General features: G+C 33.0%; 22 protein-coding genes and 2 pseudogenes. 4 read left to right on the top strand and 20 right to left on the bottom strand.

Features of this window, described 5'->3' with window-relative positions:
• Positions 1-138 precede the first annotated feature (138 nt).
• The 9 genes and pseudogenes from AM499_RS04980 to AM499_RS04945 all read right to left on the bottom strand — a co-directional run bounded on the left by AM499_RS04980 (position 139) and on the right by AM499_RS04945 (position 9532).
• On the bottom strand, positions 139-651 hold the full coding sequence (locus AM499_RS04980; protein ID WP_053589167.1) for a DUF2199 domain-containing protein: 513 nt from the start codon (positions 649-651) through the stop codon (positions 139-141).
• 761 nt (positions 652-1412) lie between these two features.
• Positions 1413-1565, bottom strand: a complete 153-nt coding sequence (locus AM499_RS21595) for a hypothetical protein (protein ID WP_156316752.1) — start codon at positions 1563-1565, stop codon at positions 1413-1415.
• A 224-nt stretch (positions 1566-1789) separates the two neighbouring features.
• Entirely contained in the window at positions 1790-2242 is a 453-nt protein-coding gene (locus tag AM499_RS04975; protein ID WP_053589166.1) for a hypothetical protein, read from the bottom strand.
• A gap of 417 nt (positions 2243-2659) precedes the next feature.
• Positions 2660-3367 carry a hypothetical protein gene (locus tag AM499_RS04970; RefSeq protein ID WP_053589165.1) on the bottom strand — a complete coding sequence of 236 codons (708 nt, stop codon included), beginning with the start codon at positions 3365-3367 and terminating at the stop codon, positions 2660-2662.
• A gap of 201 nt (positions 3368-3568) precedes the next feature.
• Positions 3569-5019: pseudogene (locus AM499_RS04965) on the bottom strand (Msr family ABC-F type ribosomal protection protein).
• 491 nt (positions 5020-5510) lie between these two features.
• Complete coding sequence (locus AM499_RS22335; protein WP_156316847.1) at positions 5511-5555, bottom strand: erythromycin resistance leader peptide; 45 nt, start codon at positions 5553-5555, stop codon at positions 5511-5513.
• 251 nt (positions 5556-5806) lie between these two features.
• Positions 5807-7173 (bottom strand): IS3 family transposase gene (locus tag AM499_RS21200; protein WP_156316751.1). Its coding sequence is split into 2 segments (ribosomal slippage): positions 5807-6711 and positions 6711-7173, totalling 1368 coding nucleotides; the frame shifts between segments, so codons are not numbered across the junction.
• A gap of 274 nt (positions 7174-7447) precedes the next feature.
• Positions 7448-8470 (bottom strand): serine hydrolase domain-containing protein, encoded by a 1023-nt coding sequence (locus AM499_RS04950; protein ID WP_053589163.1) that lies wholly within the window; start codon positions 8468-8470, stop codon positions 7448-7450.
• A 690-nt stretch (positions 8471-9160) separates the two neighbouring features.
• On the bottom strand, positions 9161-9532 hold the full coding sequence (locus tag AM499_RS04945) for a hypothetical protein (protein ID WP_053589162.1): 372 nt from the start codon (positions 9530-9532) through the stop codon (positions 9161-9163).
• A 964-nt stretch (positions 9533-10496) separates the two neighbouring features.
• Between AM499_RS04945 and AM499_RS21585 the strand changes: the two genes are divergently transcribed.
• Together AM499_RS21585 and AM499_RS04940 are read left to right on the top strand one after the other, a co-directional pair.
• The gene (locus AM499_RS21585) at positions 10497-10637 is read left to right on the top strand and encodes a hypothetical protein (RefSeq protein WP_156316750.1); all 141 of its coding nucleotides are present in this window, start codon (positions 10497-10499) and stop codon (positions 10635-10637) included.
• A gap of 1003 nt (positions 10638-11640) precedes the next feature.
• Positions 11641-12150, top strand: coding sequence for a DUF3231 family protein (locus AM499_RS04940; protein WP_053589161.1), 510 nt, complete (start codon positions 11641-11643; stop codon positions 12148-12150).
• Between the two features lie 542 nt (positions 12151-12692).
• Here the strand turns inward: AM499_RS04940 and AM499_RS04935 are convergent.
• The 6 genes from AM499_RS04935 to AM499_RS04905 form a co-directional block, all read right to left on the bottom strand.
• Positions 12693-13166, bottom strand: coding sequence for an NUDIX hydrolase (locus AM499_RS04935; RefSeq protein WP_053589160.1), 474 nt, complete (start codon positions 13164-13166; stop codon positions 12693-12695).
• A 280-nt stretch (positions 13167-13446) separates the two neighbouring features.
• Complete coding sequence (locus tag AM499_RS04930) at positions 13447-14139, bottom strand: hypothetical protein (protein WP_231687531.1); 693 nt, start codon at positions 14137-14139, stop codon at positions 13447-13449.
• A 275-nt stretch (positions 14140-14414) separates the two neighbouring features.
• Complete coding sequence (locus tag AM499_RS04925; RefSeq protein WP_053589158.1) at positions 14415-14597, bottom strand: hypothetical protein; 183 nt, start codon at positions 14595-14597, stop codon at positions 14415-14417.
• 1231 nt (positions 14598-15828) lie between these two features.
• Entirely contained in the window at positions 15829-16704 is an 876-nt protein-coding gene (locus AM499_RS04915; RefSeq protein ID WP_053589156.1) for an SMI1/KNR4 family protein, read from the bottom strand.
• 244 nt (positions 16705-16948) lie between these two features.
• Complete coding sequence (locus tag AM499_RS04910) at positions 16949-17434, bottom strand: hypothetical protein (RefSeq protein WP_082355172.1); 486 nt, start codon at positions 17432-17434, stop codon at positions 16949-16951.
• A 51-nt stretch (positions 17435-17485) separates the two neighbouring features.
• A complete protein-coding gene (locus tag AM499_RS04905; protein WP_053589155.1) occupies positions 17486-17848 on the bottom strand; it encodes a YobA family protein in 363 nt (120 codons plus the stop codon).
• Positions 17849-18216: 368 nt separating this feature from the next.
• Between AM499_RS04905 and AM499_RS04900 the strand changes: the two genes are divergently transcribed.
• Positions 18217-20844, top strand: coding sequence for an Ig-like domain-containing protein (locus AM499_RS04900; protein WP_053589154.1), 2628 nt, complete (start codon positions 18217-18219; stop codon positions 20842-20844).
• 152 nt (positions 20845-20996) lie between these two features.
• Here AM499_RS04900 and AM499_RS04895 read toward each other — a convergent pair whose 3' ends face one another.
• A complete protein-coding gene (locus AM499_RS04895; RefSeq protein WP_053589153.1) occupies positions 20997-21422 on the bottom strand; it encodes an Imm44 family immunity protein in 426 nt (141 codons plus the stop codon).
• A gap of 256 nt (positions 21423-21678) precedes the next feature.
• The gene (locus AM499_RS04890) at positions 21679-21870 is read right to left on the bottom strand and encodes a hypothetical protein (protein ID WP_053589152.1); all 192 of its coding nucleotides are present in this window, start codon (positions 21868-21870) and stop codon (positions 21679-21681) included.
• Between the two features lie 356 nt (positions 21871-22226).
• On the opposite strand from AM499_RS04890, the gene AM499_RS04885 reads away from it, so the two are divergent.
• Positions 22227-22673 (top strand): helix-turn-helix domain-containing protein, encoded by a 447-nt coding sequence (locus tag AM499_RS04885; protein ID WP_053589151.1) that lies wholly within the window; start codon positions 22227-22229, stop codon positions 22671-22673.
• 353 nt (positions 22674-23026) lie between these two features.
• Here AM499_RS04885 and AM499_RS04880 read toward each other — a convergent pair whose 3' ends face one another.
• From AM499_RS04880 to AM499_RS22210, 3 genes and pseudogenes are all read right to left on the bottom strand, one after another.
• A complete protein-coding gene (locus AM499_RS04880) occupies positions 23027-23659 on the bottom strand; it encodes a type 1 glutamine amidotransferase family protein (RefSeq protein WP_053589150.1) in 633 nt (210 codons plus the stop codon).
• A 74-nt stretch (positions 23660-23733) separates the two neighbouring features.
• The gene (locus AM499_RS04875; protein WP_053589149.1) at positions 23734-24696 is read right to left on the bottom strand and encodes a helix-turn-helix transcriptional regulator; all 963 of its coding nucleotides are present in this window, start codon (positions 24694-24696) and stop codon (positions 23734-23736) included.
• A gap of 63 nt (positions 24697-24759) precedes the next feature.
• A pseudogene (locus AM499_RS22210) lies at positions 24760-24858 on the bottom strand (helix-turn-helix domain-containing protein); the annotation flags it as partial.
• Positions 24859-25027: the final 169 nt, after the last annotated feature.

Here is a 25027-nt window from a genome sequence, read left to right as displayed (position 1 = left end):
TTTCATTGAACTTTTCTTCTTCAACTAACCTGCTACGTTAGTTCAATAAGAAAAAAGAGTTTCCTAAGCAACCCATGAACTTTAACTAAAGCACCGGTAGTTGAAGAAGCATAGATTCTAAAAAGAATACTCTTCTTTTCAATTATCGCTATTAATACATAGTTCATCAGCTATCTCTTGTACCCTTTCAATGGTTACTCCGTTCCTACATTCCACTGCTAAAGGATGGTCGGTTGGTTCAAGTTCAATATAAGGTCTAATTCCATTTGGTCTAAAATGATCCATTGCTTTTAAATTCACAGTATCAGGATAACAAGGCAAAGCGGTAGATAACCAACCTATCATTGGTTCTAACAATTCTTGTTTGTCCCAGTGAGCATTTGTTTTATTAAAATTAGCTTCGCTTAATGATACCCATGCACCCCATATTAAATGCTCAGCTGTACTGATAATAGGAATTTCAATACATCCACGAATAAAGAAATGTTCATTGTCCATAATGCATAAATCATCATCTAATTCAAACCTGTCTTTAAGTTCTTCAGGTGCAACATCATCATAATAAACTGGTGCAGGGCTTCCATAACTTGTAGGAAGTTCTTCATGATATTCCCAACAGCAATTACAAGTGTATCCCTTAATACTTGTCATTTTGCACCTCCAATAGATTAAATTTTTTCCCTTTACCTTGATGCCTTTTAATTATCTCAAAATATCAAAACTTATGCATTGGTATCTCGTTCCTTATTCAACTAACCTGCTTCGTTAGTTCAAAAACTCAACGTTATATGTATTCTCATTTAGCCCCTAATCTTTTTGTAGATAAGTAAAAAGACAGGACTAGGGGATCTCCCTTAGTCCTGTTACGTTCTTCCCATCCCGCTTAGTTAAGTTAAAGGAACCTATAGTTTTTCGTATATTTGTTGATTTTGAGGGTTTCCAATCCCTTTAATCTATTTATTGCCTTCATTTTCGGAAAAGCTAGAGAACATACGCAACCGAGTCCAATCAAATTCAATAGATTTCCATAAAATAGAGTATTAATATTAGGAGGTGATAATATGGCTTGTGGTCGAAATCGTAGAAGAATAAGACAATCTAGGTGTCAGGAGAACGAATCGAGTTCATGGATAATACCGCCACATGCATGTTGCATGTACGAGCATAATAGAACAGGACGTTTGCAGACTAGGTGTTTTCGTAATAGGGGACAATGTCCGCAAAGGGGTGGCTTTACACTCCTGACTCGTTTTCAGGTAGAAGATTGCGATATGTGTGGCTCATAGTTCATGATATTTCTTTGCCATGTAGAAATGAAAAATAAATGCTTTCTATAATAGACCGTTTTTATCCGCGGTCTATTTTTTTGCAATCGAAAAACATTAGGTCCAATATATAGAAATACACACTTATTAAAATCCAGTCGTACCTAGGGCTTCAGCAAAATACGAGCTAATCATTTTTATAAGTAGTACTAACTTTTTTACTTCTTCTATGCCCTCGTTATCTATACCACCCCCACCATCGTGAGCTGAACATGTAAATATTCTCTCTTTCTTGTTCAACTAAACTGCCCCGTTAGTTTAAGTGCAACCCTTCACAATATATAGTAACTTTAACATGAATATCCAATAAAAAAACACCACTAAGAAAAACTAAGAGATGATTTATAACAATTTTTTAAATTATCAGTTGAACTTTTCAAGAGCTCATTTAGAAATCTATAAAATTACACCCCTTTAGAGATTAAAAATCCAAAGTGGTGATTAACTCAATCAATATTGAATGTCTAACTAAAATTAAATATACCAATAATCGTTTTACCATCATGTAAATATAATGGTGTTGATTTTTTGAGTGATTTATTATATTCATCTAACTCACTTGGCGAAGATATCCCTACAGGCTGATAAATATATCCTAATACACCGTTCTCACCTTCTGCCAACATTAAGTCAGGTTCACCATGTTCACCGAGCATTAAGTCTCCCATATTAGGACCATATGTTTGCCCATTTTCATTTATTGGATAGCCCTCTTTTAAAATACTTTCCCTTGTAGGTATAACTAAATCTGAAGCATTCATCTCTATTTGATTGCTATTGTTATCATTAACTTCTGCATTTGTTTCATTGATAACAAGAGATGTATTACTTGATAGTACTAAAAAGTATATTATTGTAGACAACATTATAATAACGCTCAGCACCTTAATATTTGCCTTTTTAACATTCTTTATCATTTTAAACACTCCTTTTTATCAGTTGATCTTTTTCAAATTACAATTCCATCTAGTAAATTCATATCATTTATTTCGGATGGACGATTTTCATCAAGTACAATGAAACGCTATTTGCTATTTTCTAATTTAACATCCCATACTTCTATATCTTTCAAACGTATTTTTCGTTCAAAATTATCTATTCTCATAGTTTTCCTCTCACAAAAAACTACCAACCACTTAAAAAATTCCCCTTAAATTAACTATTTCGATGCCCTTCCAAATATACCTGCTTGTTCAACTAAACTGCTTCGTTAGTTTAAGTGTAACATTTCAAAATGAATCGCCGAAATCTACTTGATAACCTGGACATAAGAATAGACCATCGAAATGATGGTCTTGTTTAACTAAAGCATCAGTTAGTTGAATTGAACAGAATTAAATATTTTCCCATTCAGAATGTTCAATTGAATGATCAAATGTATAATCTAGCTTTTCCAATACAAGTGGTATAGTCTTTTCAAGCAATAAATCAATTGTATATTTACCGAAGGAACCTGAATCAGTATTATCAGTACAATTAATTTGATTCGCTACCTTTTGTGCAGCTTCAGCCATACAGCTATATATCGACTTTCTGACCTCACAGGTCATATCTTTAGCATAACAGATGTTTAGCTGTAATTTGTGTTCTGCTTTTCTCTTTTGTAAACAAGGCAAATCCAAGCTGACTTTTCCTAAATCAACTTTTCCAATAGGAATATCGATATCAGTATCAAATCTGTCACCGGGTAAATTAATTTTTGTTTTTATGGATCCAAAATCATGTTTTAATTCAAACTCTTTAAGACACATTTCCAATTTGAATTCTGGAATATCAAGTTTTGCTACATCGAAAGTCTTTAGAGATTTGTGCGTATCTGGACAAGGTATAATAATCACTCCTAAAATTAGTTTCAAAATTAGGTTAACCATTGCATTGTATATTATCCCTTTGGTGAAAAGGTAGGTGTCTTCTTCAACTCCGATGAAAATTAAAAAACGTTCCATATCTATAAAATTGCATAACATAAAAGACTCCGAAAAAGCTTTTTTAAAAAAGGCTGAGCCTTCAGAATGTTTATATTGAGTTGATGGGTAAATCAAGAAACAATTCCATTAGCACAATAAGGGGTACATCCAGCTTTTCGGAAATTTTGTCCCTTTTTTAGATTGGCTAAAGGTGCCCCCAATAGTTGAAATGTAGTTTTTCACATTATGAAGACTGAAAAAATTCTGGAATTGAACAATGGAAGAATAAGCCACCGAGATGGTCAGGCGGCTTATTTTTAAATTTACTTGAATTCACTATTGAATCAGTTTTTTCTCGAAAATATTTAATTGTAGCTCAGCGACATTTTTTATAAACTCTTTATCATGTGATACAAATACGATTGTACCTTCATATGCAGAGATAAACTGTTCTAATGCTTCAATGGCTTGAATATCCAAAAAGTTCGTCGGTTCATCTAACAATAAAATGTTATATTCCCCTAGGAACAGCTGACAAAGTTGAAGTCGAATTGCTTCTCCACCACTTAATGACTTCACACTTTTTTGAATATCTGTACCGACAAACTGCATCGAATGTAAAACGCTTCGTAAAAATCCTTCATCATATTTGGAAACATTTTTCACGAATTGCAATACCGTTTCATCACTCGTAAATTGATAACTCATTTGACGGAAGTAACCAATTTTCGCTTTTGGAGAAATGGTTAAACCGGACGTCTTATTCGCAATTTGTTGAAGCAATGTACTTTTGCCACTACCATTGCTACCCGTAATCGCTATTTTTTTACCGAGTGGTAGCTGAAAACTCACTTCATCTAATAGTACCTTGTTCTCTATTTGGAGAGTGAGTCTATCGGCCATAATTGGGAACTTATTATGCAGTCCCGTTGACTTAGATTGATGGAAGACGATTGGCCTTTCCACTTTTACAGCTTCGACTTCCTGAAGCTTTTCTATTCGATGCTCAATGGCTTTCGCTGCACGTTGGACGGCTTTTTGACTCGACCCTTTTGATTTCGTCATAAACGACTTGTCCGGTTTCGCATTCGCTTCTTTTTTTGACATCCGCCCTGATTGAGCAACTTTTTCAGCCTTTTTCATTTTATCTTGTGCTGCTTTTTCGAGTCGATTCTTTTCTTTTATGAACTGTTCATGTTCTTGACTCTGCCTGTTATGTTCTAATTGCTTTTGAGCCATGTATTCGCTGTAATTCCCATAATAAACATAGACCTTCCCTTCACACACTTCCCAAATTGTAGTGACTAGTTCGTCTAGTACAGCACGATCATGACTCACTAATAGAAGCGCTCCATAATAATAACGTAATTCATCAAGTAAAAACGTAATTCCCTCCTGATCCAAATGTGTTGTCGGCTCATCGATTAACAATGCTTCGTAATAATGTGTAAACATTTGTGCAAGCTTGAGCCTTGTTTGCTCGCCACCGCTTAACTGCTCAGCTCTATTGGTACGGCTAATTTTCCAATTAATGCTGGATCAGCTTCTGCGGCTGTTGGAGCTTCAAGTTGCTCAAAATAACCGCACTCTACTTGACGATGGACTTTTCCATTTGTTGGTTGAACCATTCCCGCCAGTAACTTTAATAATGTACTTTTCCCTGCACCATTTTTTCCGACGATGCCGATGCGGTCAAATTGATGGACAGCTAACCGTCCAATCTTTAAAACTTCTTTATCTAAATAGGTCAATTCGATATTTTCTAATTCAAAACATATTTGTTCCATAATTGCTACCTCCCGAAATTTTGTGCTTTCGTATCGATAGCTTGAATCGATACGAGCTTCTAGAACAAGCTCGTATCAATAAAATAATAAGAATTGCATGATTTTCCCTCCTATTTCACTTTCATTGTTATGACGCATTAAAAATAATTAAGACGAAAATTAAGCCCGTATTAATTGAAAAGTAACATCATTATCTAAAATCCCTACAACCATATGAAAAAAGAAAATAAAAAATCACAGACAATATGTCTGTGATTTAGAGTAAAGGGAAACTGTCCCAGCCTATTCGTTTCGTGATAAAAAAAGGTAGCAATCACCAAATAAACCTCCCTTCACTAAAAAAGAAGGGAAATTACACAAAATTAAAAAAAGCCAGAATGATCCGCCTTTCTTCACATTAAATAATGATATTTGAAATGAAGATTATTAAAAAAGGACAGACTACACCCGTTTACTCTGTATACACAAACAGAGCCTTTGAACGTATTCAATTACTTGTTCAAAGTTGGGAAACGTAATTTCATCGAGTGTGTCATTTTTTAATAATCCTCCTTATCATTTAAAAGTACAGTGATTATTAGGAGTACCTTTTTGAAAAAGTCAAAGTAAAATGTACAAAAATACCGTAAAAGTGTCATTTAATCCCTACTAAAAATAGACGTTAAATCAAAAAAATGTTTTCCTTTATTAAACTAACCTGCTCCTTTAGTTATACAATTCTACAATTTAACAAAAAAGACGTTAATCCTTCTTGAAGTGACCCCAAAAAGTTAGACATTATATTCAGTTAAGCAGCTATGGTGGATTGAATTCGGAATTGAACCGGACTCAATCCTTTTAATTTCCCTTTAATACGTTCGTGATTGTAGTATTCGATATACCGTTCAAGCTCACGCTTGAAGTGAACCATACTCTCAAATTCTTGTATATATAATAGCTCAGATTTTAATAAACCAAAAAAGTTCTCAATTACTGCATTATCTAAACAGTTACCTTTTCGAGACATACTTTGGGTAATACCATGTTGTTTTAGGACATGAGTGTATTGCTTCATTTGATAATGCCAACCTTGATCCGAATGTAATACTGGGGCATCTCCTTCGGATAAGAAAGTGACAGCTTTGTCTAACATTTTTGATACAAGTTCATACGTAGGACGACAATGAGTATTGTAGGCAATAATTTCACCATTATATAAATCTAGTACAGGGGAAAGATACAACTTCTCACCAAATAAATGAAATTCTGTTACGTCCGTTGCCCACTTTTCATTTGGCTTTGTCGCAACGAAATCACGTTTGAGAATATTTGGCGCAATATTACCTACATTTCCTTTATAAGAACGATATTTTTTCATGCGAACAAGAGATTTCAAACCTAGTTCCTTCATAAGCCGTTGAACCGTTTTATGATTGATCAGGAAGCCTTGATTACGTAATTCTAGTGTTATTCGACGATAACCATATCTCCCTTTATGCTTGTGATATATAGTAGAAATCGTCGATTTCAGTTCCGTATATTTATCCGGGCGATTAAAGCGTTTTGTGCAGTAATAATAAGTACTACGTTTGATGCCAGCTATTTTTATTAATGCATTTACGCTAAATTGACCCCTTAGTTCATACATTACTTGTGCTTTGTCTTTCGTTGTAATGTTTCCTTTTCTTGAACTAAGGCATTCAACTTTTTTAGATAGGCAATCTCCATAAGTAAACGTTCGTTTTCTTCTTGTAATGCCTTGAATGAGCTCTCATCGAAGGCTTGCTTTTTAGTTTGTTTTTGATTGTCTTTTTTCATTTTAGGACACCCCTTTTTCTTTATGATTAGGGCGTCTAAATCATTGTTTCTTAGACTAATTCGCCATTTCCGAATCGTGCCTGGAGAAGGTAAATTGAACTGCACTGCAGTTTCTAAAGAAGACAACCCATTCTCGGACATAAAATTAAGTATGTCTAGTTTATCTTCTAAAGTAAAAATTGTATAGCTCTTCTTAAAAGCTTCTAGTCCATGTTTTTGGTATTTTTTTATCCAAAAATCAACCGTTTCAGTATTAGAAATATTGAGAGATTTAGCAATAGAATTATTAAGTCTTTCTTCACCATTTTCGTAACGGGAAATGGCATCTAATTTCTGTTCAATCGTTCTTCTTGCCATAAAAAAGGCACCTCCAATTGTTAGATGTGTGTCTAACAATTGGGGTGCAGTTCATCTCGGATCAACGTCCTGTTAGTTGAAATTAAGTTTCTCGACTAAAGGAAATCATAAATATAAAAGAAAACTCAGTAATATAACAATTTACGCACTTATGATTAATTCCTATTTAACTAACTTGCTCCTTTAGTTTAACTACATATTTTCGTAATACTTGAGATTAATTGATTTAAATAGAACCCTAATACTTGAATAGGTTCAACTAACTATTTTGTAATTACTTGGTTAACTCTTTTTCAATTTCCCTCATTATATCAAACGCTCCGTCAGACTTGTTTGAACATACTACAACCTTGATAGTTAAGTTAGGATAATAGGCTGAATGAAAGCTAACTCCAGGATCATACCCCATAATATGATATTTAAGAAGATCATTTTCTGTTTTTTTAATCCATACTCCATAACCATATGAACGACTTTCATCAACTTGTGTATGTTCCATTAAGATTTTTTTTGTGTATTCTTTACTTAGAAGTTGATAATTCAAAAGTGCTTTCCACAGCTTAGTCATATCGCTAACTGTTACATAGGCTCCTCCATCAGAACCACCTTTTACTGGTAAAGAATAAATATTTGTTCTCCAACTACCATCTGGATTGTCTATATAACCTAATGCTGTATTTTCTGGTAGATAGTCAAATGAAAAATATCCAGATTTAGTCATATTAGCTTTATCAAAAATATTTTTTTGAATATACTCCGAAAACTCCATATTACTTATCTGTTCAATTAATAAACCCAACAAAATATAACCAGCATTGTTATAATGAAACCGTTCTCCTACTTGATATTTCATAGTCCCTTCTTGAAAAAAAGGTAAGAAATCTCTGATTTTCCTTATGTGATACATCGGATTTTTTACCCATAATTCTTCAAAGTCTTCCATTACTTCTTCATCAAAATAATCTGATATTCCTGAAATATGTGTAAGTAAGTGATGGATAGTTACTTTATTATCAAAATGTTTAAAATCAACATTGAGACTATCGCTTAATTTAGTATCAAAAGAAATCTTTCCTTCTTCTACAAGTTGACAAACTGCTATTGCAGTGAAAAGTTTACATCCAGATGCAATTCCAAATCGAGTGGCAGTGTTATTTTTTATTTGTTCTGAACGATTAGAGTATCCATAGCTTTTGTCTAATATGACCTTATCTTTTCTTTCAACTAATATTGAACCTGAGAAGTCAACCTTACTTTGAATATTCGAAACGATATCAAATAAATTATTTATGTTCATTGCTATTCCTCCAATTAGAAAAGTTAAAAGACTGATAAATTTTTTCATTTAGGAATTGCTTGAACATATTTCTTATGCCAAACTAATTCCTATTTATTCGATTACTATCATTGTTAACACCTCCATCAATTTAATAGCCTGTTTAATTATAGCAAATTATCAATAAATTAACATTAACAATAGATATTCAACTAAACTGCTTCGTTAGTTTAAGTGTAACATTTCACAATGGATTTCTGATGTCTACTTGATGTTTCAGATAAAAAAATAGACCATCGAAATGTGGTCATATTTAACTAAAGCACCAATTAATATAATTAAGAAAAGCATTATAATGCTTTTTTATAGCAGTTAAAAATATTTGAAATGTACGAAAACTATATTAGAAAGCCTTATAGATATCTTAGAAACAGCATTAAATCTACCTATTAAACTTAGAAACCACCTTCCGAATTAACGGTTGGTGGTATCTCTTTCATCTAACATACGACAATATTCTTCCAGCTCGTCAAAGTTTTCATTAGGCATATGTAGTATTTGATTTAATGTATCCATTACTTTTCCTCGAGGCATCTTCTGCAGCAATGCCTCTATTAATGATTTACCTCTTCTGTTTGATTATTGTCCATTTATAACACCTCGACTCTATTCGAATGGACGTTCTAAATTATATTTATTTTTGTATAACATTTATTCATCAGTATTAATCACTTTAATTCCCATTAATAAAGTTTTTGCATCCTCATTAAGATAGTGCTTTATATCCTTTCTTATCAACAGTTCAGGATTATTTTTAATGGAAAGTTTTAATCCCCTAATATCAAAATTGGAAGCATGAGCATTAATAGAATAAATAACATTCATTTCTTTACGAGTCAAAGTGTTGATTGCTGATTCCGTATTATTTTTTAGTATTTCAAATAATGACCTTGCATTCCTTCTAAGAAGATGCCTGTTCTCACTAATTAATTCTAAATTGTTCTCGATTAATCTTCTGGCAGAAACCAGATCCAATTTCTCCATGTTTTCATTTATTTTTTTCATCAATTCATTTATATCCATTAGGAATCCCCTTTAACGTATATATAATATAACTATCGGTATAAGCAGATAATTATTAATTGTTTTTATGATTTTCCAATTATTAGGTATAACTACTTTAATAGTAATGAAAAATGATGTATCTATTTAAACACAAAGAAGACCATGTGCGCTAAAGGGCGTACCTTAATGGACGCCGCGATAATTGATAAGCTGATAAACCTTGTCAAATAAAAGGGACTGCTTGACCCTGACAGATAGTCCCCAGATGTATCCACTAACACTATGCGGCGTAGTGTATCTAAATAAAAAAATATGATTTCTCTTTTGATTTAATAGAAAAACACCATCATAAGACATGCAAAAACAGATTCACTATTTAACCACTGAATTTGAAAAACTTAAAAAGAAATTAAATAAGGATGCGACTCAGTGACAGTAGATTAAATACTTTTCTCATATCCACTTTTTTCTCTAGTTTCTTACGAGAAGCTTTTTTCTTTTGACGAATGTTGCCCTTTGTGTCCCATCTTGTTCGGAATGAGACACTTCCTTTAGGCTCTTGCCTAAATACAGCTTAATATTGGAAATACTCTATAAAGCAACTGTGAGGAATCACCTAACCTCATCATTCGTCCTCCAGTTGAATTAAACACTCTTTTGCTGCCTATACTTTAATAACTAGATCCATATCAGTCGGGAAAGTCTGATATTGGTTCTAGTCTTTTTTGTTCTTTAGACGAACCTACTTGTTTTAGTTAAGCATTTTTTTACTTTTTATTTTCCCTTTATATTTATCTAATAACGAGTAAGCTATCTATTTTTAACAGGCCTTCCTTTGTAATTCTGTATTTCCAATATAGTTTTCTAAATTTAGATTACGTTTATTTTTTTAAAGTAATATTAAAAATACCTTTTTACTTTCTCTTTTAAGAAAAATAGTTCATACTACTAACTAAGACCTAGCGAGAAGGAGAATTAACTCTTGAAACTTTTAACAAAGGAACTCGACCTAATGGTAGATGAATATGAAAAATGTCCTGATTTACTAATAAAAAAAGAAATTCTTCAAGATATCATTCTCTTACGTGAAGCTTTGGCTCTTTTAAAAGAAAATGACGAATAAGCCTTGTTACATTCCTCTTTGAACACACACCTTCTTACTTCACTGTCTCGATATATTAAGAACGTTAAATATATCTAGTCTCTTTGCCTATCAATATTTCAATTTTATAATTTTTTTTACAAATAGGTAACAAGTTCCATAACCTGTATACTTTACTCTGCTATCATGAGATAATTGTTCTACGATAGTAGTAATTGTTAAAGTCATAATCAGGAGTTGTACCATGTTCGTAAATATACGAAACGTCAATTGAATAACAGAGACCTTAAAGGATTCAAGCAGTCAAGACGATAAAACCTTTACTGATTATTATAAAGCTGACTTGTTAGTGAAACAGTTAAATGAAAACATAATTCCTTCTATGCATTGGAGTGTTTCTGATAGATCAAATCTAATTAGTAAAACAAGTAAGTAAAAGCTTACTTGTTTTTTATTTGATTAAATTTCAATCGGAATGTCTTTTTTTATTTTCTAGTCACAGTTTCTCGAACCGTTTCCTAGGCTTCTTCTTATACTTTTGAATTTATTGGACATAAATGCAACTGTGAGGCATCCTATCTAACCTCTAAAATTACTTCCTCCAGTTGTTAAAATAACTAATTTGTTTTCGCGAATAAATTAAATCTAATTGGATAACACTTCTAAAAAAAGAAGGTGACAATAATAATTCAATTAGAATTAACTTTGGATAACTTTAGTGTTGAAACCATAAATAATATTGTTAAACAATTCAACCAACTTATTCCTGAACAAGCTTCTTATTCATATTCAGCTAAGGATATAATTGAACTATTAATCATTAGGGAATATATGAATAGCGAAATAAAACTTGTGAGACCTTGAAAAAGGTCTATTTTTTTTTCCTTATTGTCACTTTATTTTCGTAATAAGTACTAAACTCTTGTAAATTCACATCTTGAATTTCTCATACTATTGAATAATCTTTTAATTTTCGCACACCATAAATCTTGAATGAAATATTAAATTGACAGGGAGTGCAATTATGGGAATATTAAGCGGAAATCCAAAAGATGAACCATTACATTATGGTGAAGTATTTTCTATATGGACGAATGTAGCAACAAACAACGGGCTGATAGCTGCATACCAAACATTCATTAATCACACTGGCGACGAAGACCTATCAAAAATCATCGATGAATCAATTGAGTGTATGAAAGATGAAAACAAACAACTGGAAGTAATATTAAAAATTAATGGTATAGGACTTCCTCCGGCACCACCTGTACGTCCAGAAGCTAGACTAGAGGATATTCCAGTTGGCGCTAGATTTAATGATCCCGAAATTAGCGCTGCACTTTCTATGAATTCTTCAGCTGGTTTAGTTGCCTGCAGTCAAGCTATGGCTATGTGCATTAGAGAAGATATCGCTTTAATGTTTGGTCAATTCCAACTGAAGAAAGTGCAAATAGGTGCCAAGCTTCTGAGACTTAATAAAAATAAAGGGTGGCTAGTTCCTCCTCCACTACATGTTGGCTTTCCAGATAAATAATATTAATTCTTAGGGCAATCTAATTTTGATTGCTCTTTTTCATTTTGTTACACATTTTGTGTCAAATGCGTTATAAAAACTCCAATTTTCACATCAACTAAACTGCCCCGTTAGCCATCCATGCAGCCAAAAAAAGCTGCACCACAGAGAATGAAAATGTTTCAGAGCGGGTATAGATTGATACGGCTGGCGAAGAAGGTCGATGAACTATGGTGCCATAGAGCCCATCCGTTAGTCTGACTCCAACGACCACGGTGCATCACAGACTGTCGCACTCTATACGAGTAGCACTCATGGGAGATTAATCCTACTCTGGTTATTGCACCAGCCTTGCCTTTATTCTAACAAGAATGGAGTTGCTTTGATTTAACTTTCAGCTTAATATAATCATTCTGAAGGCTCAGCCTTTTTTTAAAAAAGTAATTTCTGAGTCTCTTTTGTTATGCAATTTTATAGATTTTGAGCATTTTTTAATTTTCATGGGAGTTGAAGAAGAAAAAAGAGTCGCCTAAGCAACCCATAATCTTTAACTAAAGCACCCATTAGTTTAAGTGAAACTTTTCACAAACTTGCTCATTATAAATATTAATTGGGTATAGGTTCTTTTTTAATAAATTATTTATTATTTGCTTTAATACCAATGGTTCCCGTAAGTCTTCATTCTCAAACTTTAGAAGGTCACTTACCTTAATCCACTTACTCTCAGAAATTTCATCTTCTTCGAGGTTTATAGAACCTCCGGTAACCTCACCTATAAAATGAAATAGAATAACTTGATTGTTTGTACTACTTATAAAATTATATACACCAGTAGTCCCAATCAGTTTAACGTCCAATCCTGTTTCCTCTTTTACTTCCCTCCGAGCTGAATAGAGAATGTCCTCGCCATATTCAATACGTCCACTCGGAAAATTCCACTTTTCAACAGCGGTAGGTTTATTCTCTTTAATAATCAAGACATCAGCTTCATTAAAAATTGACACGCTTACTACTAAAACAATTCCATCTTGCGACATCCATTTCTCCTCAATTCTTTTTGAAAATCACATTTTATCTCTATTATATATGATTACCTTCTTATTGAACTAACCTGCACCGTTAGTTTAAGTGTAACATTTCACAATGTATCGACTATATCTACTTGATGTTTTAGACGTAAAAATAGACCATCGAAATGATGGTCTTGTTTAACTAAAGCACCCGTTAGTTGAATAAGAGAAATTAATTTTGGAAGCAAGTCTCATATTGGGCTTTCATTAACAAACTTTGATTGCCGAGTTAGCTGTAAATAACTAACTATCGAATTGAGCCTGAAAATTCACCCTGTTTACTATTTAACTTCTTCATAAATTCACTTTCATCCCAAATATTAGGGTTGTCAATTGTTAGATTTTCTCCACGTACCATGAAATCATAACTATCTTTTGCACCCGTATACCAATCAACAATGACTAACTTGCCGTTTACATTGCGTACGAGAAATTCAGTGGGTTCACCGTAACTACCTACAGTCTTTTTAATTTCCGCAGGTAAATTTAAATAGAGAAAACCCCCATCTACGTCATCAGTATACTCCACTTCCCAATCCACTTCCCGAGTGCCAATATCAACACTCTTCACCAAATTATCAGTAAGATTGTGCGTTAAATACAAGTCAAATTGGTATTGAATCTTATTTTGCGTATACTGTTTAAGGTTTTCGTTATCGATAAATGCACCCAATTCAATTTCCGAGCCGTTCCAGACCGCTTTATAATAGTCAGTCAGCACTCTCACACACATTTCATAAGCCGTTTCAGAATCCTGAATAGAAAGTCCCACTTCATTTTTAGCTACATATTCGGGGGAATCCTGTAATACATTCCGTTCAGTGCTGAGCGTAATTTCATTGTTAATAGCACTATCTTCGCTGCTTTCTTCCGAGACTACACTTTTGGGTTCTTCGTCAATTAATTTTTCTGTATTTTGTTCACTTTCTTTGTTATCCATTGTTGTACTACATCCACTTAAAGTAATAAGGAGACAAAAAATTAACATTATCTTCAGTCGTGCTTTCATAGAACACTCTCCCAGTTTTTTATGAATTAGACGATGTATATATAACAATGTTACATATTGAACTAACCTGCTGCGTTAGTTGAACAAGAAAAAAGAGACGTCTAAGTATCTGAACGATCTCAAGTAAAGCACCTGTTTGTTCATTAAGAAAAAGCATTACCAACTCATTAGGTAATGCCACTTAAAATTTCAAAAAAGGTATGTAGTTATTCACTTTTTTCTTGATTGATAACTTTAATTAATTGAACAATCATTTCATTTTTTTCTTGGTCTAATTTTATTTTAGTATCCATGAATTTTACTACTTTAATTACAAAATAAATAACAAAAATTATTATAGCTAAATAAAAAATAATAGGTAATAAAGCTAATAGAGAAAAAGAAACCACTCCGCTATCCCTCCAATCGTTAAGATAATATATTATATCAATCTAATTAAACTAACCTGCTGCGTTAGTTAAAGTGTACCATTCCACAATGGAACGCCGAAATCTACCTGATGTTTTGGGTGTAAAAATAAACCTTCGAAATGATGGTCATGTTTAACTAAAGCACCTATTAGTTCATTAAGAATCACTATTTTTCATTTATTAATTTTCCGCCTTTTGACTGATAAACTCTCAATGACTTTCCTTGTTCAGTTCGTGGATAAAAATCCACTTCATAGTAGTACTTACCTTCTCCTACACCCTGATAATTCTTAGGAAACATAATGCAATGCTTTCCAAAGTTAGCCTCCGTATGTCCCCCTCCTGTAATATCGAATATGTTTATTTAGAGGGGTCCAACAAAGAAGTACATTAGAGCAAAGATAAAAATAAACGTTAAGACTGCTCCTAGAATATTTTGGTTATGAGTGCTTTTTCCATTCTTTAAGTTCTTCAAAAAAGAAGTAAAATTTAAAAACCATAAAACTCCTAATAACGGTACGACAAGCAAAAGTATAAATAACATAAATTAGTCCTCTCCTTCCCATTTGCAAAACCTTCTTAAACTAAACTGCCCCATTAATTTAAGTGAAAAATTTCACACTGGATTGCCGAATTTCCTTGATGTTTGGACGTAAAAAAAGACCAACGAAATGATGGTCATATTTTAACTAAAGCACTCGTTAGTTTAAGTATATTTCTTCACAATAGTCACTTTATTTGCCTACAAAATAAACAGTAAAAATTAACCCATTTATTACTAATGCTGATAAAGGAATAATGGCAAAAAGTACGGAGATAACTAATTCTCTTCGGATTCTATTTGAATTAGCTTTAACAATACTAAATAACGAAGAGAATTAAAACGAATATAGTTAAAGTGCTAACTAACAAGATGCTTCGATTCATTTCACCAGTTGCTCTTGCTACAAAAAAAACTGCTATTAGCCCTACAATCCCCAATATAAATGAAGCCATAAACCATTTCAAGAATTTATCTATTTTACCCACCTCTTCAATAATTTACATATATTATCTTATTCAACACAATCGCAAAAAAACCTTCTTCTTCAACTAAACTGCCCCGTTAATTGAATAACAATAAAGGCTGTCTACTGACAGCCCTGTTCTGCTAAAGCACCCGTTAGTTGAACAAACAAAGGTGTATTTCACTGGTTGTTGGTGCATAGCATTATTCCTCATCTACAAAGTCAATCATCACTCCAACAACCTTTTTTGAAATGTTATATTTTACTTTCACTTCGTACATTCCGTCACCATAACCAGACATTGAAACTGCACCATCTGAGAAAACTCCCCCCTGTGCATCTGATTCAACTACATCATCAAATTGGATGGCTTCGTCTCTACCAAATGTTTTAAAATCAAAAATTCCTGCTTGTGCAGAGTCAACTCCAATCTGTTTATCGCAAACATGCCATTTTCCAGTTGGTTTCTTTTCCCCATAAAATACAAATAAGGTTTTAACAACTTCATCAGGAGTATAAGAAATGGAAGCTGTCCAATTACCATTTTTCACATTTAAAAGTACGATTTGCAACTCCGATTCTTCATCCACTTTATAGTATGGGTCAGTAACAATTAGCTTCCCACTTTCAACCATAAAAGTGCCAAGTTTATTAGGCTTATTAGTATTTACTTTAGGTACATACCAATCTATAAATTCTTTAAATGTTAATGCTTTACAATCGCTTTTCTCAGTTTCAGCATACCAAACATAAATTTGTTCCTGCATAAATCTTTTTCTAATTCGGTAGCAAAGCGTATCACCATTGATATTTTCACCAATACATATCATTTCACTTGGGACATTATTTGGTCTGAATTCCCGATTTTTTTTTACAACATCAATTAATGCCGTTTGTTCATTAGTTTGAATTGGGAACAAAGTCCAATCACCAAATTTTGCTCCATTCGTTTCTAAAAAAAGTTCCTTGTATTCATCTGGAAAAATAGCACCAAGTGCTTTTTCTGTCTTTTTCAATTCAAGTAATGACACTCCAGCCACTTTCGAACTTGAATTAATCATGTTTATTAATTTCTTCATTTCTTCGTCTCTTCCTCAATGATACTTTTTCTTTGTCATACTACATTCAAATTAACTATGAATGTTCTCGATTTTTATTAATAAAAAACCCTCTGTTATATTCAATAAAATAAAGCATTTCTTGTTCAACTAAACTGCTGCGTTAGTACAATAAGAAAAAGAGTTGCCTAAGCAACCCATGAACATTAACTAAAGCACCCGTTAGTTGAATAAGGTTATCGATTTATTTTTAAGAGGCATACTTTCAAAGTTTCTCCATTACGTCTTCTTCCACTTGCTCATCATCTCTAACCTCTTCAAACGGAAAGCCATCGTGATATGGAAATCTTAGAAACTCCCCAATAATAGGCTCAAGTTTATGTATAATTTCGATTTCACATCCGAATGGTAAGGTAGTGTCATAATCTGATATTAAACTAAACTTTATTTGTGCCGATTGCCTATCGAACCAAATATAGAAGAGCATTCCATCTCGATTATTTGAATCTCTTATTTGCTCACGTCTGTTCGTCATCACTCTTCGGAAAAAATCTATGAAATCTTCCATTACTATCTCAGTCGCTAATTCCTTGCTAATAGACATTGACCAAGTGTTGTTTGCCGTTTCTTCGGCTATGTCTTGCATACTATCGCTAATAAACAAAGGGTCAACAACTATTTCTTCAAGGGATTGAAAAAACTCATTTTTATCCATGATTTCTCCTTCTACAAATAGTTTTATAAGATCCATTTTTACTACTTCTTGTTCAACTAAACTGCTGCGTTAGTTCATAAGCTATTTTTATTCTATTACCTCAATTTTTTTTGCTCCAGCTTGAGCAGGATTAGATTCATTAATTCCACCATCAATCCATACATCTACTTTGTAACCTTTCCTTAAGCTACTGGTATCTTCATAACTTAAGTAGAATAGTGAAATCCTTTCCTTATCCAACTCTTGAAGTGTTTTATCTATAATTGTTTCATATTGTTCTGAAGTAATACCTTCTGCAACCAATATTTTTCCTTCATCTACTTCAAGTATATAACCTTCAATCTTTAAATCATCCTCTTTCGGTGTGGTTCTATTTTCTGTACATCCAGTTATTAAGAGAATAAAACTCAGCAAGATTAAAATTATACAAAAATACCGTAAAAGTTTCATTTTATCCCTCCTAAAAATAGGCGTTTTATCAAACAAACGTTTTCCTTTATTAAACTAAACTGCCCCGTTAGTTCAAATAAGAAAAAAGAGTTTAACTAAAGTATCCGTTAACTTAAACCTTTATAGGAAAAGTCAGTTTGATTTCGTAACCATTTACATAGTATACTTTATGAGATTCGCTCAATTTACCTATAACAAACACTTAACCGTATTATCCTCGACCGACCTCAAAAGAATTCCCTCTTTTAGCTAACGACACAATACTGATTTTCTTTTTACTTCTAAATACTCACTTTCTCCCTATATCTATCATCCTCATTTTCTAAGATAATATAGTAAGATATATATTATTTTGGGGGAAGAATTACATGAAACGATCTATTTTATCCATTTTTACTGCATTATTCTTACTAATTTTACAGTCACCTGTATTTGCTTCTGATTTGGCTAGTAATACGGTTATACAATTAGAGGATTCCATTCTTCAAGAAAAGTTAGAGTCTTATGTTGACTTATGTGACCGCCAATATAACGAGAATATCACCATCGATCGAATATCCACCTGTTTGGAGAAAAATAATGGAACCTTAACACTTGGAAATTGGTATGCTGGGAGTGTCACGACTTTCAAAGGGATGGAGAAACTAGCTGGTTTGCCCATTAAACAATTAGCCATTCAAAACACCCATGAAAGCGGCCGCCCGACAGATCTTACACCACTTTCTGAAATAAAAAGTTTAGAGAGTTTGCAATTAACTGGTACTTACGCAAATGATTTCTCTCCGCTAGGTGCACTTCCGAATTTAAGAGAATTAGCGATCAATTCTACTAATAATCAACCGTTGCTTACGATCTCCTTAGTAAAAAACCTTCAAAAACTTCATCTAAGTGGAAAACAAGTTACCTCGCTTACTGGAATTGAAAGGATGCAACAGCTTAAGGCATTGGCAATAAACGATGTCTCGATTCCTGATTATAGTGAATTAACAAAGGCTCCGCAGTTGACAGACTTATCTATGCTTTTAAATGGTAGCTCTTCTTTTTTACAGTCCCTGCCTAATCTAGAGTCAATATCGCTCTTTAATTATATTGATAAACCTCTAGTTATTCAGGGGGATGACTTGAAAAAGGCAACAAAGCTTAAGTATCTTCGATTGAGTAGTATCGAAGTAGTAAATTATGATTTCCTTAACGTTATGCCAAGATTAGAGGAATTAGAGATATCATATTCATTAAAAGATACTAGTACCTTATTCAATGCAATTAATGAACCTTTGCTCCACCTCAGAAATATAGATATAAGTCATAATCATCAACTTTCTGCCATTGAGGGGGCCGAGAAACTGTCTTATCTGTTTCCGTCAATTGAAAGAATAAATATGAGAGCAAATGAGATTGTTGATTTATCAAATCTTGTTCAAACAGATATTCCTTATCAACACTTGAAAGATTTGAATATAGATGGAAATAACATTACCAATATCAATATAATAGGAGAGCATGCAAAACTATTCCCATCATTAGAGTCGATTTATGCGGAATCGAACTATATACATTCAATTAGTGAAATGACCAAGCTACCAGCATTGCAATCATTATTAACCGGACATAATTTGATTGATATCTCTGATAGTCAAAATCCAAAAAGATTTGTAGGATATCAACAATTTCAATTACGTAAACTAAAACCATTAGAAATGTCTATTGGCTTTGTGTATGACGGGCCGATATTATCAAAGTATTCAATTCAGGATGAGGATTGGATTGAGGAGATTAGCTCAAAAAATTTGACTATAACTTTTTCAGACCCTGAGGTAGCTGAATTAACGGAAAACGGCAATATCTTAGCAAAAAAAACTGGGACAACAACCGTTTCCTACTCTATTAAAGGTTCAACAGACCCTTATTTTTCCCATTCCATCCTATTAACAGTTAGGGATAAATACTATAAACCATATGATCCCATGATTTCTGGGGATGTGACACTTCAAACGAACAAGATGACTGTATTTGCCTACGGGAAGGAAGACAAAGTGGTTGTAGCTAGTAATGGAAATGTGATTGCAGAGGTTGAACCTTTCGGAAGGTTTACATTTACTCTTCCAAGCCTTGAGGGATTAACGGAATTACAGGTTTGGGCAGAATCAAAACTGGGGATAAAAAGCAACACGATTACCGTACCAATTTATAAAACGGAAAAGCCCCAGATGCCAAATATAGATGATTTTTTCGATCAAAATGAATATATTACAGGAAAAGCAGAGCCTAATACGACTATTTATGTTACTGCTGAAAGAAAAGATGGATTGTTTCGGGACCAATCCCAGAAGGTGAATGCTGACGGGACATTTAAGTTCTATACCGGAAAGCTGCCAGGTGGTTATTCTCTTGTTTTTTTCACGAAAAATAAGGAAGGACGAGAGAGCGATTATATCAGTTCGTCTGTACGTGATATTACGCCGCCTGCGGTACCGGCTTTTGATTCTGTGACAAGTGATTCAAAGGAAATTAGTGGTAAAACAGAAGCCAATGCAAAAGTAACAATCAATAAAATGTCTAGGTATATTGGGGACACTTTCGCAGATCAGAATGGCGTTTTCAAGTACTCGATTCCGGCTCCAAGCCCAGGAGATATCTTTACGGCTATTGCTGAGGATAAACATAAAAATAAAAGCAAGGAAGGAAGAATTGTTGTTACTTTGCCTATAAGGGAAGAAATTAAACCACGAAAGCCTGTCTTTTGGAAAGGTTTGGAGCTGAAAAAAGGCCAAAGTGGACTCATTACCATTACGAAAAGGATCAATCTTTGGAAGCGCGAAGGCGATAAGCTGGTCTTCGAACGTGTGTTAAAACCTGGAGAAGTATATCGAGTCTACCGGTATGACAGCAAGTATGGCGGACAACATGGCGTAGGGGGAAGCCTCTTCATCACCAACATAAAGGGTTATGTGAAATACGAAACACCATCAAAGGCAGTGCTTACACAAGTAAAGTAGTGGTCTGGCTACACTTCTTTTTTAATTATACAGTTTCCATGGTCTTTGATTAAATTTATATAGCAGAAATATAAAAAAGCCTATATCTATGATTAATGTAATCATAGATATAGGCTCTTTTAAAAAATTTCCTTCTTCAACTAAAGCACCCGTTAGTTGAATAAGAAATCATTTTTTACTTTTGCAAAGTCAGTCCATAATTCAGTTTCATTTACATCATATTTTTCTTTTTTTAATCTTGTAACCATAAGTCGCAATGCTTCTTCTAAATGATTTATGAGATATGATTTAATTTCAATCTGGCTGACAAATTCCCATCTTGCACGTGGCATACCAATATGAATTTCGATATAACGATGTTTCTTACTTAGAAGTAACCTTTGAAACCCCTCAAAATCCCAATGCCATAAGTCTCCGTCTACAAAAATAGCTGGCGCCATCTCATCTATTTCATTGCAATAAACCTTATTACAATACTTTTGAAGTAACTTACTTATTTCAGGAAGTTGTAACCCGACTGCTTTATCAGACTTAGGGTCTCCCATTTGACCACCAAAGGTAATATATTGCGATTCCATTTGTATACACCTACTTTTACGTATAATTATAAAACAACATTACTTGTTCAACTAAACTGCCGCGTTAGTTTAAGTGCAACATTTCACAATGGACTTCTGAGAATTACTTGATATTTTGGACGTAAAAATAGACCATCGAAAGGATGGTCTTAATTAACTAAAGCACCCGTTAGTTTAAGTACACCACTTCACAAACTATATGAATCAAGTAAAGTTGGTTGACGCCTTCAGGATATATATAAATCTAATTTTAGTGTTAACTCTTTTTGTTGTCTTCTATTTTTCCATATTTATTAAGAATTTCATTAACACTTAAACCTTCATCTTTTCCTTCAAGTAATTTCCCAACTATTGAATTGTTAATTCCTTTAGTAACTGCTGCCTGAATTACATAATATAATACAAGCAATCCAATAATCATAAACACAATACTTATATACCCTTCCATAACTAAAATACCCTCCCAAATAAATATATTTATATAAGAAAAAGTCTCTACTTCTACTAAAGTAAAGCAGCCGTTAGCTTAAGTACATTATTTCACAAACTCTAGATTTCCTTTCAGTTCTTACAGGAATGCTGCTCTTAGCGAAATAACAAAAAGGACTCTTATAATTAAGAAAACCCCATAAAAGACACTGATAAGAGCTTTTTTTATAGCTATTGGTTTTTTAATACTTTTTTCATTTACTTTATCATTTAATCAATCGTTTTTAAGGGGAAACTAACAGTTTACACCTTGCAACTATGCGGTTCTTTAGTTTTTTAGTGCAAATATATATACTGAGGATAGGAGTTGATCATATGTATTTTCCTTCAAAAATAAAAGAAGAACGTCAAAAGCATAATATGTCACAACAACAGCTTGGAGAAAAACTTAATATTAGTAGACAATCTATTTCCAAATGGGAACGTGGAGAAAGTTACCCTAGTATTGAATTGCTAATTAAGATAAGTGACATATTTGATATTTCTCTTGACGAATTAGTAAAGGACGATAATTCATTGAAAGAGAAAATCATAAAAGATAGCCAAAAATTAGCCTTTCCAAGATGGAAATTGTTTTTTGATATTCTTCTAATAATTGGATTTTTTATCATACTAGCTAAGATATCCATTGTAATAGGTAATAAGTTATTTGATTTAAATATTGTGTTCTTACAGGATTCTCTGTTATTTCAAATTGGACCATTTTTTATGTCTATCATTGGAGCGATTGGCAGCGAATCTCTAGCCAAAAAATACAAATAATCATTTTGGATTTAGATTTACACACTAATTACATAGGAAAGTCCCCTCAAACTATCTGAAGGGACTTTTTTTCAGTATATATCTTCTTCAACAAAACTAGGGTTATATCAAGAGTAAAGTGAAAAAAACATTATGACAGCAACCTCTTTGCTTTGACTACGTGTCTTCAAAGTCGGCATAATTAAATTACTTATTTTATGAAAAACAGGTAAAAAGAACGAAAGATCAAGTTGCATTTATACAGCTTTTTAGGGTCTTTATTTTAAGTTATATACAAAAACCATGCTTTAGACATCGTCTAAAGCATGGTAATTATTTAAACTAATATTAAACTGCTAAGTTGATTTTTTTGCTCATCTACTTATTGAGTCCATTAACTGGAAATAATATTCGGGTTTATGAGTCTTATTTAGGTTATACCATGAATGTAATGCATCTGGTGTAAATACATCTATTTTTTTCAGTACCTCCATTGCAAATTCCAGAGGAGCTATTCCTGATGCAGTAACTAAATTCGCATCAGATACCGCAGATCCCAACTCATAGAACTTTTCTCCTTTATAGTTAGGACATACCATTTTAGTATATTCTAAGTTATTACTTGTATGCTTTCTAGTATCTAAGTATCCCATATTCGCGAGGCCATCAGTTGCACCACAAATTGCAGCAACAATAGTGCCAAGCTTTAAAGCTTGGCCAATTCTTTCCAAGATAGGTTGATGAATTTCTTCACTCCAAGTAGTCCCTCCTGGTAAAATTAAAAGATCTTTACTCTCAAGAGTACATTCATCAAGGGAAATATCTGGTTTTATGCTCAGTCCTCCCATAGTAGTAATCATTTCTTTATTAGCTCCTACTGTAATTACTTTTAAAGGTGCTAAATCTTTTTTGAAATATCTTCCTGAGTTTAGTTCAGCAATTAAATATCCATATTCCCAGTCCGACATTGTATTAAATACATATAGAAAAACTTTTTTTGTTTGCATCCAATAACACTCCAATCACAATTGATATAGCTATTATAATATAACTTCCCTGACAGTTAACGTCAGGGAAGTTATCATACTTGATGAAATTTTATTAATTCCGACAGAACTTCAATAAGTCTTTTCTTAAGACTTATTGGCTCAATAACTTTAATAGATTTATTGTACGGTAAAAGTAAATAAGGTACATATGTATGAATCATATCTTTTTCAAGAAGAAAAACTGCTTGATTTGAAGTCCGTTCTTGTAAATAATGTCCTAAAAACCAATGTTGGCAAATATCAGCCAATACACTTTTATCCCCATTAATAACCAAAGAAATAATCCCTTCCTTATCTTCTATAGTTGGAAGAAGATTTTTTATAAAAAAGTCACGTGCTGAAAAATTTTCTGGCCGGTTAAACTTATTTTCGGTTAGCATTAGACTTTCAATTCGATCTACTCTAAAACTACGGATATCATTCCTAAGATGACAAAATCCAATCACATACCACTTATTATTCCAAAAGATAATTCTGTACGGATCGACCAATCTATAATTTAATTGCTTTTCGCCACTTTTATGGTAAAGAATTTTTACTGAGTACCCGTCAGCTACGGCCTGCTCCAACTCCTTCAAAAAAGGTTCTATAGAGAGTGAACTTAATCGACTTATTACTTCAAGACTGGTTAAATGTTGTTTTATCTTTGTTTCCTGCCCTTGATTTGAATACTTGGTTAGCTTTGAAATAGCCCTATTTAGTGCTTCACCACCATAATATCCGGCTTCTTCTGCAAAAACAGCAGCATGATAAAGTGAGGTTTGCTCTTCAAAATCAAAAAATAGAGGAGCCTCAATAAAATTGTTCAATAAAGTGTATCCACCGTTATGTCCTGGTTCTGAAATTATAGGTACGCCACTTGTTGAAAGTGTATCAATATAACGATACACAGTCCTTATATTCATCTCTAACTTTTCTGAAATTTGTTTTGCAGTAATTTTTTCACCTGAACGAAGCATCCATAGAATTGCTAACATATTGTCAATTTTAGGCATATAATTCCACCTCTATATGAAATTTATTTTCTATTATATATTTACGATTTTTGGTATAACTCATCAACTGTTCCTTACCGATAGCTTTCTATATAATGAGGCCCTAGACACATTTGTAATTTCACAAATTTGATTTACAAGCTTTACTCCTTCTTGAAGTAGAGCACCCGTTAGTTTAATAAGAAAGATTGAAAGATTGAGTTGTAAATGTAATTACAATACAAACATCCAAGTTATACTAAATATGATAAAGGTAGCTGAAATGGTCATCAAAAATGTATTTTTGGTTGTACTAATATTACTATCTCTACTAACATTTTTGATTAGTGTT

The sequence above is a fragment of the Bacillus sp. FJAT-22090 genome (assembly GCF_001278755.1).
Taxonomy (GTDB): domain Bacteria; phylum Bacillota; class Bacilli; order Bacillales_A; family Planococcaceae; genus Psychrobacillus.
The sequence above is the reverse complement of the archived record's forward strand: the minus strand, read 5'-3'. Positions and strand labels throughout refer to the sequence as shown.

Coding starts and splice junctions, on each gene's coding strand:
- AM499_RS04980 (WP_053589167.1), bottom strand. CDS start 651: ATGACAAGTATTAAGGGATACACTTGTAATTGCTGTTGGGAATATCAT.
- AM499_RS04975 (WP_053589166.1), bottom strand. CDS start 2,242: ATGATAAAGAATGTTAAAAAGGCAAATATTAAGGTGCTGAGCGTTATT.
- AM499_RS04950 (WP_053589163.1), bottom strand. CDS start 8,470: ATGAACATAAATAATTTATTTGATATCGTTTCGAATATTCAAAGTAAG.
- AM499_RS04945 (WP_053589162.1), bottom strand. CDS start 9,532: ATGGATATAAATGAATTGATGAAAAAAATAAATGAAAACATGGAGAAA.
- AM499_RS04940 (WP_053589161.1), top strand. CDS start 11,641: ATGGGAATATTAAGCGGAAATCCAAAAGATGAACCATTACATTATGGT.
- AM499_RS04935 (WP_053589160.1), bottom strand. CDS start 13,166: ATGTCGCAAGATGGAATTGTTTTAGTAGTAAGCGTGTCAATTTTTAAT.
- AM499_RS04930 (WP_231687531.1), bottom strand. CDS start 14,139: ATGGATAACAAAGAAAGTGAACAAAATACAGAAAAATTAATTGACGAA.
- AM499_RS04915 (WP_053589156.1), bottom strand. CDS start 16,704: ATGAAGAAATTAATAAACATGATTAATTCAAGTTCGAAAGTGGCTGGA.
- AM499_RS04910 (WP_082355172.1), bottom strand. CDS start 17,434: ATGGATCTTATAAAACTATTTGTAGAAGGAGAAATCATGGATAAAAAT.
- AM499_RS04905 (WP_053589155.1), bottom strand. CDS start 17,848: ATGAAACTTTTACGGTATTTTTGTATAATTTTAATCTTGCTGAGTTTT.
- AM499_RS04900 (WP_053589154.1), top strand. CDS start 18,217: ATGAAACGATCTATTTTATCCATTTTTACTGCATTATTCTTACTAATT.
- AM499_RS04895 (WP_053589153.1), bottom strand. CDS start 21,422: ATGGAATCGCAATATATTACCTTTGGTGGTCAAATGGGAGACCCTAAG.
- AM499_RS04890 (WP_053589152.1), bottom strand. CDS start 21,870: ATGGAAGGGTATATAAGTATTGTGTTTATGATTATTGGATTGCTTGTA.
- AM499_RS04885 (WP_053589151.1), top strand. CDS start 22,227: ATGTATTTTCCTTCAAAAATAAAAGAAGAACGTCAAAAGCATAATATG.
- AM499_RS04880 (WP_053589150.1), bottom strand. CDS start 23,659: ATGCAAACAAAAAAAGTTTTTCTATATGTATTTAATACAATGTCGGAC.
- AM499_RS04875 (WP_053589149.1), bottom strand. CDS start 24,696: ATGCCTAAAATTGACAATATGTTAGCAATTCTATGGATGCTTCGTTCA.